Source organism: Pseudomonas sp. LBUM1661 (assembly GCF_059695925.1).
Genome location: NZ_CP166794.1, coordinates 4,086,206 through 4,097,942 on the forward strand (window position 1 = coordinate 4,086,206; position 11,737 = coordinate 4,097,942).

Genomic DNA, 11,737 nt, shown 5'->3' on the forward strand with positions numbered 1-11,737 from the left:
ACCGGCTCGATCCCCCTCTAAAATCAAGCTGAAAAAAGCCTGAGTGCGATCAACGAAGAAAACAAAACGAACAATATAACCACCGGAACTATCAAAAGTTTTTTGTAGTGGCTCGGAAGATTTTGTACCTCTTTAGCGTCAATAACACCTCTTCGGGCGCTGAGTGTGGGCATCATCAACACCATGGCAATAACGCCGCCGCGCATAATCTTGCCCAGTAGGCCGCCCGCTGAAAATGCGTCCCTAGTGGTTTTCACAAAAGCGCAGTTGGGTAAACGTTCTTCAATAGGTTCAACGTACTTGTGTGCGATGAAGGCCACAGCGAAACACGTAAGTATCATCGGCGCTAGTATTAATCCGGCAATCAAGCCTATGGGGACACTTGTCATTTTGTCACCTCTCCATAAAGAAACCTGCCCAATTGCTCACCGCCCCATTTTCCGGCTTCCCTCCTGCCCATCCTTCCGCGGCGCCTCCAACCAGACCACAGACCAGCGCGTGCGGCAACCGTTCAAGCACGTGGCGCAGCCACCTGTAAAACTTGCCCTATCCTTCCCTACAACCACCCAGCCCGGACATCGACATGCCTGCCCCTGAATCCACCCTCCTCCAAAGCTGGCACCAAAACGCCCAATCCTGGATCGAAGCGGTCCGCAGCGGTGCTATCGAAAGCCGGCGAAAGGTCACCGACCAGGCGATCCTGCTGGCGGTGCTGGGTCGCCAGCCCGAGCGCGTGCTCGACCTGGGCTGCGGCGAGGGCTGGTTGTTGCGTACGCTGACTGAGCGGGCCATCGAGGCGGTCGGTGTGGATGGCGATGCGACGCTGGTCGAGGCGGCGCGCGCGGCGGGCTCTGCGCGGGTGCATTTGGCGAGTTACGACGCGTTGGTGGAGGCGAAGGTGGACATCGGCAGCAACTACGACTTGATTTGCGCCAATTTCGCCCTGCTGCACCAGGACATCATTCCTCTGCTCGCCGCCATGAATGCCTTGCTCGCCCCCGGTGGCGCGTTGGTGATCCAGACGCTGCACCCGTGGACGGCGGCGGCAGGCGACTATCAGGATGGCTGGCGCAACGAAACGTTCGCGGGGTTCAAGGGGCAGTGGCATCCCATGCCCTGGTATTTCCGCACGTTGGCCAGTTGGATCAATGCACTGGACATGGCCGGTTTCCGGCTGGCCAGCCTGCAAGAGCCGCAGCACCCGCAAAGTCCTGTGCCGCAGTCGTTGCTGTTGGTGGCCGAACAGCGCGAGTGAGTGTCATCGATCAGTTGTGCCCGAGAACACCGGCGGCGTAACAGCGTCTATGCTGAGTAGAGCACCACCACAATATCTCCAGCCGCTTGATGCAGGGGAAACGGGATGAACAGGCACACCGCGCGCCAATGCTCGTCATGGGTCCTGCTTTCCTTGTTCGCCATCAACCTGGCGCTGACCGCGGGATGTTCAGGCAAAGCCGCCACCCCTCGCTATGCAGCCTCAAACCTGGGCTCAAGCTGTTATGCAAAAGCGCTCCCCACTGTCGGCGAGGGCGGCCTGGCGTGGGGTTCCACCTTGAGCATGGCTCGCAAAAAATCCATGGATAATTGCATACGCTATTCCGGCCGCTCCGGTGGCACCCCAGACACCTGCCAAGTGGTGTTGTCGGAGTGCAGGAATTAATAGCGACCTACTCCTCTAAGCGTCCGGTGGCGTCACGATCGCGCTCATAGCGTCTGGTGAGCGGAAACGGCGGTAACCAGGACTCACGACGGACGATCCAGCTCTCGTAGGTGGGCTTCAGTTGATCAGGGGCATCCAGTGAACCGAGGTTCACTTCGATCTCGTCACCGCTGCGTGCGAACACCGACGAGCCGCAGCGGGGACAGAAAAACCGCCCGGCATAGTCGCGCGTTTCGCCATCGATCGTCACCGCCTCTTGGGGAAAGATCGCGGAGGCGTGAAAAAGGGCCCCGTGATGCTTGCGACAGTCGAGGCAGTGACACAGACCAACCCGGTAGGGAAGTCCCGACGCCTCTATTCGCACGTTGCCGCACAGGCAACCGCCGGTGAATCGTTCCATGCTGCGTCTCCTCTCACCCAGCCACGCGGGTTAACGCCCCACAGCCGCTTCGATGGCGGCGATGTCGATTTTTCCCATCTGCATCATGGCATCGAACGCGCGCTTGGCCGCCGCTCGATCGGGGTTGGCTATCGCGTCCGTCAGGACGCGTGGCGTGATCTGCCACGACAATCCCCACTTGTCCTGGCACCAGCCGCAGACGTTTTCCCGGCCACCGTTTCCGACAATCGCGTTCCACAAGCGGTCGGTTTCAGCCTGGTCGTCGGTCGCCACCTGGAATGAAAAGGCTTCGTTGTGCTGGACCCCCGAGCCTCCGTTCAGCCCCAGACAGGGGATGCCCATGACCGTGAACTCGACCGTCAAGACATCGCCCTCCTTGCCCGCCGGATAGTCGCCAGGCGCGCGAAGCACAGCGCCCACCGTGCTATCCGGGAACGTTTCGGCGTAGAAAGTTGCAGCGTCCAACGCGCTGCCGTCGTACCAGAGACAAATCGTGTTTTTGCTGACCATTTTGCTTCTCCAAGGTTGGGACGGACTGGTTTTTCCTGCTTATGGTTCTTCGAACGTTCCTGTACGCACCTCGCCACTGCGCACGTAACGGGTGATCAGCACACCGCCAGGCGTGTTGGTCGAGTGCGCCAACGTGAAGGCCGACGCTTGTGCGTTGTCGTCGAACAAACGCTTGCCGCGTCCGAGGATGATGGGAAAGATCATGAGCCGAAGCTCGTCCACCATCTCGGTTGCAAGCAGTTGGCGCACCAGATCGGCACTGCCTTGGGTCAACAGGTCGGCGCCGTCCTGGTGTTTGAGCGCGCGTATCGCGTCGGTAAGGTCTCCCTGCAACGCGTGGCTGTTGTGCCAATCCAGCGTAGCGGATCGATGCGTGGCCACCTGCTTGGGCACGCTGTTGAACAGGTCGGCGATACGGTTGTGCGAACTGGCCGGTATCTGCGGCCAATACGCGGCGAAGATGTCGTAGGTGCGACGCCCCAACAGCAACTCGAACGGCTGCGAGAACAGCGCGTGTATTGCCTGGCTGGACGTTTCATCGGTGTAGGGCACGATCCAGCCACCGAAGCGGAACCCGTCGCTGGTGTCTTCTTCCGGTCCGCCGGGCGCTTGAATAACGCCATCCAGACTCATGAATGCGGCTACGGTGAGCTTGCGCATGTTGGTCTCCTGATTCGTCCTCGTGGAGGTGCTTGTACAAGGAACGCCCACGGACAGTGCAATCGATCAGATGCATTCCTTGACGGATAGTCGAACGGGACTCCGCGAAATCGACAAGCCATGGCGTATTTCTTGTCGAGCTGATGTGTCGTGCAAAGTTCCTTGTCGTCCTACGGATTCGAACAAAGCAGGCCAACGGCGCAGGAGTGCTTATAATCGCTGCGTTTCGTCTACCCTCATGAAGCGCCGAGGCAGTTATCAGCTGTGCCAGGCGCCTTGACTCTTGCGCTAACGAACCGGAGAACCTCCATGCTCAAACGAACCCTGGCGTTGGCCGTCGGCTTGTCCCTGTCTGTTTGCACCTTGCTTGCACAGGCCGCCGACACCCTGAAAGTCAGCGCCATTCCTGATGAAGCCCCCACCGAACTGCTGCGCAAATTCAAGCCGCTGGGCGCCTATCTGGAGCAGAAAATCGGCATGAAGGTCGAGTTCGTCCCGGTCAGCGACTATCCGGCCGTGGTCGAGGCTCTGGCCACTGACCGCATCGACATGGCCTGGCTAGGCGGTTTCACGTTCGTGCAGGCACGCCTGAAAACCGGCAATGCGATTCCGCTGGTACAGCGTGAGCAGGACGCGCAGTTCACCAGCAAATTCATCACTGCCGACCCCGACGTCAAATCGCTTAAAGATCTCAAGGGCAAAACCTTTGCCTTCGGCTCGGTGTCCTCCACGTCGGGCAGCCTGATGCCGCGTTATTTCATGCTCAAGGACGGCATCAAACCGGAAACCTACTTCAGCCGGGTCGGCTACTCCGGTGCCCATGACGCCACCGTCGCCTGGGTCCAGGCCGGCAAGGTCGACGCCGGGGTACTGAACGCCAGCGTGTGGGAAAAACTGGTCGCCGCCGGCAAAGTTGACACCAACAAGGTCAAGGTATTTGCCACCACCCCGGCCTATTTCGACTACAACTGGACCGTGCGCGGAACGCTTGACCCGGCGCTGGCAGCCAAGATCAAGGCCGCCTTCCTGGCGCTCGATCCGGCGAACCCGAAGGACAAGGAAATTCTCGATCTGCAGGCCGCCAGTCGCTTCATCGAAACCAGCCCTGACAACTACAAGGGCATCGAGGAAGCCGCACGCGCCGCCGAACTGCTGAAATGACCTTGCATTTGACCGGCGCCAGCCTCGTTCACGTCAATGGCGTCGAGGCGCTACGCTGCGTGGACTTACACATCGGTTCAAGCGAACAGGTCGCCATCATCGGCCCGTCCGGGGCGGGCAAGTCGAGCCTGCTCAATGTGCTGGCCACCGCCCTGCGACCGAGCAGCGGTGAGTTGCAGGTGCTCGGCGAGCGCGCGTGGCAGCTGTCTGCCCGGCAGCGTCAGCGTTTGCGCGCTCGCATCGGCCTGGTGCATCAGTCGCCGCCGCTGCCTCCGCGCCAGCGCGTGGTGACTGCGGTGCTGGCCGGAAAGATTGGCCAGTGGGGCCTGGGCAAAAGCCTGTTGAACCTGCTGCATCCGCTGGACATTCCGGGCGCACGCTCGGCATTGGCCAGGCTCGACCTGGGCGACAAGTTGTTCGCACAGTGCCAGCAACTGTCCGGGGGGCAACTTCAGCGCGTGGGCATTGCCCGCGTGCTGTATCAAGCGCCCCAAGTGCTGCTGGCCGATGAGCCGGTGTCGGCCATGGACCCGGTGCTGGCGGCGCACACGCTTTCGGTTCTGTGCCGCCATGCCCGACAACACAACGTCACCCTGGTCGCCAGCCTGCATGCGGTGGAACTGGCCCTGGCGCACTTTTCGCGCATCATCGGTTTGCGTGACGGGCAGATCCTGTTCGACCTGCCGGCCGGCGACGTCGACCGCGAGTTGCTCGACAAGCTCTACGCCAACGAGCAGTTGCATTCTCCACCGGTTGCTCCCGTGCCCTTGAGTGTGCAGATTCCCCGATGCTGACGCGCGATACCCGAGACCCGGCCACCCGCCCCCGCCTGCTACTGACTTTGTTGGCGATTGCCTTGCTGTGGCCAGGCATCCGCTTCAGCGAGCTGGACCTGGGCGTTCTGGTGGCAAGTGATAGTCAGAGTGAGATCGGCCGTTTTGTATCGGCCTTCTGGCCACCGGCCCATGACGCAGCGTTTATTGAGCTGCTGTTACAGGCCACCCTGCAAACCCTGGCCATCGCCACGGCGGGCATGGCCTTGGCGCTGCTATTGGCGGTGCCCGCCAGCCTGTTGGCCAGTCGTGCCCTGTCGTTGTCTGCAGCCTCCCGCGCCGGCCATCCGGGTTACTGGGGCCAACTACTGCGCTGGCCGGTACGCGGTTTACTGATCTTCCTGCGCAGCGTGCCGGAAATCGTCTGGGCGCTGCTGTTCGTGCGCGCTGTCGGCCTCGGCCCGACCGCCGGGGTCCTGGCGATCGCGATTACCTACAGCGGCATGCTGGGCAAGGTCTACGCGGAAATTTTCGAGTCGGTCGACCAGCGCCCGGCCCACGCGCTGCTGCAAGCCGGCAGCGGTCGGCTGGCGGCGTTCTGCTACGGGATTCTGCCCAATGTGGCGGCGGAACTGCTGTCGTACACGGTGTACCGCTGGGAATGCGCGATCCGCGCGTCGGTGGTGATGGGCTTCGTCGGCGCAGGTGGGTTGGGCCAGCAAATGGACCTGTCGCTGCGCATGTTCGCCGGCGGTGAAGTGGCCAGTCTGTTGCTGACCTTTCTTGTGCTGGTGCTGCTCGCCGACCAACTCAGCCGCCTGCTGCGCTGGAGGCTGACATGAATCGCCTGATCAATCTTGCACTGCTGCTCTGCATCGTCGCAGCGGTCGTCGCCTCGTTCATCTACCTGGGCATCGATCTCGGCGAGTTGGGCGGCAGCGGCAACCTGAAGCAAATGGGCGCCTATGCGCAGCGTTTTCTCAGTCCGGACCTGAGTCCCGCTCACCTGCAAGCCATCGGCCATGGCGCCCTGGAAACCATCGCCATGTCCGCCCTCGGCACCCTGCTCGCGGCGGTATTTGGCCTGCTATTGGCGTTGCCAGCAGCCGGGCGCTACGGCTGGCCGCTGCAGAGTGCGTCGCGCCTCATACTCAACGCCCTGCGCGCAGTGCCGGAATTGGTGTGGGCCGCGCTGATGGTCCTGGCCGCCGGGCTCGGCCCGAATGCCGGCACCTTGGCATTGGCCCTGCACACCACCGGCGTGCTCGGCCGACTGTTCGCCGAAGCGCTGGAAAACACCCCACCAGAACCGGCCGATGCAATCCGCCTCCAGGGCGGCAATGCCGTGTGGGCGTTCTGCTACGGCACCCTGCCCAACCTGTTGCCGCAGTTACTGGCCTACATCCTGTACCGCTGGGAAAACAACATCCGCATGGCCAGCGTGCTCGGCTTCGTCGGCGCTGGCGGTTTGGGGCAGATGCTCTACGTCAGCCTCAGCCTGTTCCAGGAAGCTCAAGCCAGCACCGTGATTCTGGCCATGCTGTTGTTGGTGTTTGCCGTGGATACGCTGAGCAGCTGGAGCCGCCAGCGTTGGGTCAAGGCGTAATAGCTGTCCCTGAGCTGGCTTGCCAGCGAAGCACTCAAGTGCGCATCGTTATCCTGCTACAACGCGTCATCGTTAACGTCCTTCGCTGGCAAGCCTGCTCCTACAGGGGATCGAGTCAGTCTGTAGAAGCTGCCGAAGCCGTCGATCACCTGCGCAGCGGCAAGGCGCGCTACCGCGTCGTGCTGGACGCCAGCAAATGACAGACTGGCGCGGCGGGTAACGCCGCCCGCGCCGTCGAGACCGTGTGTGATATTCAGTTGTCGCAGGCGGTGATGAACGCGTAAGTTGAATTCGCGGCCCTTCAAAACAGTCAGGAATTGATCGATGCGCATCGCTTTACTGTCTGACGTCCATTTGTCCGTCAACGCGATACCGTTTCCCGAGGTGGATGCCGATGTCGTGGTGCTCGCCGGAGACATCTGCCGACCGGCCAAGGCCATTGAGTGGGCCAGATCGAGCCCCGCTCCGGTCGTGTACGTGGCAGGCAATCACGAGTTTTATGGCAGTGACCTGTTCTCGACCTACGAGCATTTGAACAGGTTGGCTGAAGGCACGCAGATCCACGTATTGGAACGTTCGGAGTACGTCCACAACGGCGTGCGGTTTTTGGGGTGCACCTTGTGGTCCGATTATCGTCTTTTCGATTCTGCCGAGGATCGGGCACACGGGATTGATCTGGCGATGCAGCTGATGCGGGACTTTACCCACATCAAAATATCGCCGGATTTTCAAGACCTGTTCACGCCAGCCATTTCCCAACTGGTTTTTTTACAGACTGTCGCCTGGCTGGACGACTGCTTCTCCCGCAACAGCACCATTCCCACGGTGGTGGTGTCCCATTTCGCACCGACACGGTTGAGCATCAGCCCGATGTTTGCGAGTTCGCCGATCAACTCGAGTTTTGTTTCAAACCTCGAAGACCGGATCCAGGACTGGCAGCCGGCACTTTGGCTGCATGGCCATACCCATGGGAGTTTTGACTACCAGGTGGGCAACACCCGCGTCCTGTGCAACGCCCGGGGTTATGCAAAAAATGGCATCAATGAAAATCCGGACTTCAATGATTCATTGGTAATAAATCTCAATATCTGATTCCTGGCTGTGTGAAATCCTCCAGGATTGTCTAATCTTTTCTGAGCGTCGTGATCGTAAGGAGGACGATCATGACGCGCACTCTTTGAGGGCGAAGGCTTGCGTCGACGATCTCAACGTTGGGTGCACTCGAACTGGGAAATCAACAAAAAACCAGGAAGCGCCTACTGTGAAAAAATCAATCATCTGCTTCCTGGGAAGCCTGCTGGTGTCGGTCGCCGCTTGTGCAACAGGGGTAATCCCTGTCATCGACCTTGACTTCACAAGGTCCGCGACGGAAACGCTGAAAAAACTGGGTATCGAAGACGCTTGCATTATCGCCGCCTCAAACCCCACGGCGTTCACCTATTGCCGAGAGGGACAGTCCACGCTTTGGCAATATAAGGCCTTTGATCTGGAGCAACTGGCGACGATCCAGCGTGACAAGAAACTGCCCTCGACGCACGACAAGCGAATTTCCATTGTCGAGGTCAATAGCGCCGCCTGCCAACAAGACAGCATCGCGCCGGCGGTCAAACCGGCAACGACTAATTGGCCTGTCATCGGCCTGATAGCCCTGCTTCTGCTGATCGGGCTCCGATACGCCTACCGGGCAATCAGGCACCGCTACAACAATCGCACAGCGTTTTCAGATACGCGCTTGCAGCGAATGACCGAATCCGTACCGCTGCACACTTCAACGACAAAGGCGCTGCTGGCGTTTGTCATTGCAGCGGCGGTGGCATTCGTTTACTTCGGCTACCTGGGGCTTTGAACAAGACTGATTGTCGCGGCGTAGCGTCGTGAGGAGCGTTCACCTCGCCGGCCACATCAGGGACCAGCTGATTGGGCTGCGGCAGCGAGGTGAACAGCTAGACATTAGCTCAATCGCTCGACGGGCCTGATGTTGTTCACAAGCTTCACACAAACCTGTTGATTGGATCTGCGGACTCAGCCTTTGGCGGCCATCGCGGTGACTTCAACGCGCATGCCTTCGACCGCCAGCGCCGCCACGCCCACTGCGGCGCGAACCGGCCAGGGCTTGGCGAAGAAGCGTTGGTAGACCTGATTGAAGGCGGCGCGGTCGGCCATGTCGGTGAGGTAGATGGTCAGGTGCAAGACCCGGTCCATGGAACTGCCGGCGCGTTCCAGCGCGACTTTGAGCGCCTGCAACGCGCACTCGCTCTGCAGGGTGATATCGCCCAGTTCCAGACTGCCGTCGGCGTGGGTCGGAATTTGCGTGGAGACCAGCAGGCCGCCGAAACCGGCGACGTCCGAGGAGATGGATTCCGAGTCAGGATCGGGAACGAAGGTGATGTCGTGGTTAGCCATGGAAGTCTCTCGCTTGAGTGGTAAGGGGGGCGACGCCTTTTTGGCCCGCCAGTTTACAGAACTCCAGCGCTATCGCCGTATCCAATGAACAGGTCAATGGAGGTAAGCGATATGAACAACGATGACAATGTTAACGACGTCGAATCGGATACCACGTCTACACCGGAGGATCGGACCGTTCCGCCCTCTTCACCTCGCACCAAAGAGCAGGAGGCGGAGGAACTCAGGCGAAAAATAGCGGAGATAGAGCGCAAGGTAGCGGACGGTAACTAGCCATAGGCGAAACAAACAACCTGTAGCAGCTGGCGAAGCCTGCTGCTACAAAGGGTGCGTAATTGCTGCAACTTTCAAACGCTTTCCCGGAAACGCATCAGGCTTCGCTGATTGTATTGACGCTGGTGATCTGTCCGTTCCAGATCATCTCGTAGTGGGCTGCTTGAATAATTGAGGAGACAGGCCTCGGCGTCATCAGTGCCCAGCAGTAGCTGCCCTGCTTGCGCACCGAGTGGTACCGAAGACCCGCGCACCCTGCCCCCCTGACGGCTTTGCCCAGGCGCCGGGAATGCGTGTAATCGTCGGGATCGTAGATGGGATCAGTCGTCGGAATGGACGTGGCATCCTTCATCCCGGTTTCCCTGAAGGTGCACGTCAGCCCGCGAAAAACAAACCGCTCGTAATTCAGTTGCCGGACATTCGACCAATACAGATTCTGGTGATGCAGCACCTCGGCCAATGCCGTTTCCATGCTGTCAGCCAGGTACAACACACCGTAGCGACCATCGCTGAATCGTGAACCCGCCGGGTTGACGTGGGTAAACGGCGCGATCGCATAGGAGCAGCCAGGAATACCGAACGGGATCTCACTTCGTGGAATCAACTCCAGGTGGCCCACTTCGTTTTTCAGCCTGGGGTTGGTCAGCGCCTGAATCTGGTACAGGTCCTCAAATTCGTCCGCGTCCGCCACGTCATCAAACAGCGCAATGGGCGGAAACTTCGAATTGACCAGTCGGTAGGCCTGCAACGGCTCGCCAGCCAGCGCTGCCAGCTGGCTCACCTTCACCATTGCGCGCCTCGCAGCACGTCGATCCGCCGAAACGTCTCGTACAGAGAAATCATGTCGCCCTGAGCCATGATCTCGAGTGGGGAACGCCCGTTGAAAAACTCGTTGTCGTTGGCCATCGACGGAAAACCGTAGACGTTTTCCGGGTTATCAAAGATAAGGCGCAGCGCGGCGTGGATATTGAGCACAAAACTGATGCGCTGCATCTGGTCTGAATCCAGGCTCACGGACCAATCGGGATCGCGCGGCTTGGCGCGTGTGTAGGTGCTACGGGAAATGCGCAGGATCCGGCAAGCCTGATCGCTGGACGCCCCCCATTTTTCGAGGATGCCGACGGCTGCTCGCAGGCCGGTCACGCACTGCTGTTTGGAAAAGCCTTGGGTTTGCAGGGCGACTGTCATGTCCCGATACCTCTTCATGCATCTATAGACACAACTATAGGTAGATAGCGTCTACAGATCAATAAAGCCTTCTATCTAAATTCGACGCTCGTCTGCAGCCAAATAGAGTTGGCGGTACGCGCTAACCAGTTGATCGAGCGTAAACGCGCGATTTCGCCCGCTGGGATTGGGCAGGATCCACACTGATTCTGCAAGATTGTCCGATCGTTTTCCGGGCGCACCTCCTCTGGTGTGAAACCGGCGAGATGGAGCGTGCGCCAGAAGCGATTGCCCCGGCCTGCAAAATGATGCCCTTGGGCGGCGGCCATCACGCCTGGGTTGATTCCACAAACACTGTTGCAGATTTTCGCAGGAATACAGGCCACGACGCCCTTGTAGCGCAAAGTGTCAACCTTGTATTAACCATGAAATGTAAAAGGTTATTATTTGACGCATTCCTGATTTGGGCAAATTGCTATCGTGCGCCGCCAACATTTGAAATAGGGGGCTGAGAAGTGACACTCACTGAAAAAGCCAAAAACGCCAAATCCCGGGGATGGGGATGGGCATATAAAAAAATAAGGAGCTTTGGATGCTCACCCATGACGGCTTTCTACCGGGCAAGTCTTTTTACCCTTCGCGGTGACACGGGCGTTTTCACGAGCGGTCGGAGCTGGCAAACATTCCGACTGCGACGTTAGCACTCGAGTAATACCAGCCGGGAGACCTCCTTGTGGGGTCTCCAGGCGTTCCTGATGGCGAGCTATCGGCTATTCAGTCGCCACGCAGGATCAATGCGTGCGCACCGTCCCACTCGGCGAAGATGTCTTGCCCGCAATGCACGCCGGCGACCACACCGGAACGCCCCGCCACTTCCATTCTTCAATGACTTCGGGGTCGGCCAACTTGATCAGTGCTCTGACCCGGGCCAGCGTTTCACCGCGCCAATCACTGAGTTCCTTGATTCTCGGGTCGATCAACCGAGAGGCTGAATTGGCGTTCTCTTCTTCCGTTGCCCCGGTCTTTTCCTTCTTCATGAGGGTTCTGCTCGCCAGTCACTTGGGTAGTGTCCGCGCCTTGATTAAGTGCCTGTCTAACCATAGCCGAAGGAACACCCAAGAAAA

16 protein-coding genes and 2 pseudogenes are annotated in these 11,737 nt (G+C 59.4%); 8 read left to right on the forward strand and 10 right to left on the reverse strand.

Features of this window, described 5'->3' with window-relative positions; genetic code table 11:
• Nucleotides 1–23: 23 nt before the first annotated feature.
• Nucleotides 24–389 carry a hypothetical protein gene (locus ACA057_RS18675; protein WP_497341201.1) on the reverse strand — a complete coding sequence of 122 codons (366 nt, stop codon included), beginning with the start codon at nt 387–389 and terminating at the stop codon, nt 24–26.
• A gap of 194 nt (nt 390–583) precedes the next feature.
• On the opposite strand from ACA057_RS18675, the gene ACA057_RS18680 reads away from it, so the two are divergent.
• Together ACA057_RS18680 and ACA057_RS18685 are read left to right on the forward strand one after the other, a co-directional pair.
• Nucleotides 584–1,255 (forward strand): class I SAM-dependent methyltransferase, encoded by a 672-nt coding sequence (locus tag ACA057_RS18680; protein WP_497341203.1) that lies wholly within the window; start codon nt 584–586, stop codon nt 1,253–1,255.
• 105 nt (nt 1,256–1,360) lie between these two features.
• Nucleotides 1,361–1,660: a hypothetical protein gene (locus ACA057_RS18685; protein WP_497341205.1), complete on the forward strand. Its 300-nt coding sequence runs from the start codon at nt 1,361–1,363 to the stop codon at nt 1,658–1,660.
• A 7-nt stretch (nt 1,661–1,667) separates the two neighbouring features.
• On the opposite strand, the gene ACA057_RS18690 is transcribed toward ACA057_RS18685, so the two are convergent.
• The 3 genes from ACA057_RS18690 to ACA057_RS18700 are packed head-to-tail and all read right to left on the reverse strand — an operon-like array spanning nt 1,668 to nt 3,230.
• Entirely contained in the window at nt 1,668–2,060 is a 393-nt protein-coding gene (locus tag ACA057_RS18690; RefSeq protein ID WP_497341207.1) for a GFA family protein, read from the reverse strand.
• Nucleotides 2,061–2,090: 30 nt separating this feature from the next.
• Complete coding sequence (locus ACA057_RS18695) at nt 2,091–2,570, reverse strand: VOC family protein (RefSeq protein WP_497341209.1); 480 nt, start codon at nt 2,568–2,570, stop codon at nt 2,091–2,093.
• 39 nt (nt 2,571–2,609) lie between these two features.
• The gene (locus ACA057_RS18700; RefSeq protein ID WP_497341211.1) at nt 2,610–3,230 is read right to left on the reverse strand and encodes a dihydrofolate reductase family protein; all 621 of its coding nucleotides are present in this window, start codon (nt 3,228–3,230) and stop codon (nt 2,610–2,612) included.
• Between the two features lie 309 nt (nt 3,231–3,539).
• Between ACA057_RS18700 and ACA057_RS18705 the strand changes: the two genes are divergently transcribed.
• Genes ACA057_RS18705 through phnE form a run of 4 tightly spaced genes read left to right on the forward strand, consistent with a single transcriptional unit; the run spans nt 3,540 to nt 6,770 of the window.
• Complete coding sequence (locus ACA057_RS18705) at nt 3,540–4,391, forward strand: putative selenate ABC transporter substrate-binding protein (protein ID WP_497341213.1); 852 nt, start codon at nt 3,540–3,542, stop codon at nt 4,389–4,391.
• A complete protein-coding gene (locus ACA057_RS18710; RefSeq protein WP_497341215.1) occupies nt 4,388–5,185 on the forward strand; it encodes a phosphonate ABC transporter ATP-binding protein in 798 nt (265 codons plus the stop codon). The genes ACA057_RS18705 and ACA057_RS18710 overlap by 4 nt, the downstream gene beginning before the upstream one ends.
• Nucleotides 5,179–6,006 (forward strand): PhnE/PtxC family ABC transporter permease, encoded by an 828-nt coding sequence (locus ACA057_RS18715; RefSeq protein WP_497341217.1) that lies wholly within the window; start codon nt 5,179–5,181, stop codon nt 6,004–6,006. The genes ACA057_RS18710 and ACA057_RS18715 overlap by 7 nt, the downstream gene beginning before the upstream one ends.
• Entirely contained in the window at nt 6,003–6,770 is a 768-nt protein-coding gene (phnE, locus tag ACA057_RS18720; RefSeq protein WP_497341219.1) for a phosphonate ABC transporter, permease protein PhnE, read from the forward strand. Before ACA057_RS18715 ends, phnE begins: the two co-directional genes overlap by 4 nt.
• Before the next feature lie 56 nt (nt 6,771–6,826).
• On the opposite strand, the gene ACA057_RS18725 is transcribed toward phnE, so the two are convergent.
• Nucleotides 6,827–7,102 (reverse strand): hypothetical protein, encoded by a 276-nt coding sequence (locus tag ACA057_RS18725; RefSeq protein WP_497341221.1) that lies wholly within the window; start codon nt 7,100–7,102, stop codon nt 6,827–6,829.
• Here ACA057_RS18725 and ACA057_RS18730 point away from each other — a divergent pair.
• On the forward strand, nt 7,095–7,862 hold the full coding sequence (locus tag ACA057_RS18730; RefSeq protein ID WP_497341223.1) for a metallophosphoesterase: 768 nt from the start codon (nt 7,095–7,097) through the stop codon (nt 7,860–7,862). The genes ACA057_RS18725 and ACA057_RS18730 overlap by 8 nt on opposite strands.
• A 169-nt stretch (nt 7,863–8,031) precedes the next feature.
• Nucleotides 8,032–8,616: a hypothetical protein gene (locus tag ACA057_RS18735; protein ID WP_497341225.1), complete on the forward strand. Its 585-nt coding sequence runs from the start codon at nt 8,032–8,034 to the stop codon at nt 8,614–8,616.
• A 176-nt stretch (nt 8,617–8,792) separates the two neighbouring features.
• On the opposite strand, the gene ACA057_RS18740 is transcribed toward ACA057_RS18735, so the two are convergent.
• From ACA057_RS18740 to ACA057_RS18760, 5 genes and pseudogenes are all read right to left on the reverse strand, one after another.
• The gene (locus ACA057_RS18740) at nt 8,793–9,173 is read right to left on the reverse strand and encodes a RidA family protein (RefSeq protein WP_497341227.1); all 381 of its coding nucleotides are present in this window, start codon (nt 9,171–9,173) and stop codon (nt 8,793–8,795) included.
• Between the two features lie 370 nt (nt 9,174–9,543).
• Nucleotides 9,544–10,236: an RES family NAD+ phosphorylase gene (locus ACA057_RS18745; RefSeq protein ID WP_497341229.1), complete on the reverse strand. Its 693-nt coding sequence runs from the start codon at nt 10,234–10,236 to the stop codon at nt 9,544–9,546.
• Nucleotides 10,230–10,634, reverse strand: coding sequence for an antitoxin Xre-like helix-turn-helix domain-containing protein (locus ACA057_RS18750; protein WP_497341231.1), 405 nt, complete (start codon nt 10,632–10,634; stop codon nt 10,230–10,232). The genes ACA057_RS18745 and ACA057_RS18750 overlap by 7 nt, the downstream gene beginning before the upstream one ends.
• Before the next feature lie 75 nt (nt 10,635–10,709).
• A pseudogene (locus ACA057_RS18755) lies at nt 10,710–10,942 on the reverse strand (uracil-DNA glycosylase family protein).
• A gap of 507 nt (nt 10,943–11,449) precedes the next feature.
• Nucleotides 11,450–11,650: pseudogene (locus tag ACA057_RS18760) on the reverse strand (DUF1801 domain-containing protein); the annotation flags it as partial.
• Between the last annotated feature and the right edge of the window lie 87 nt (nt 11,651–11,737).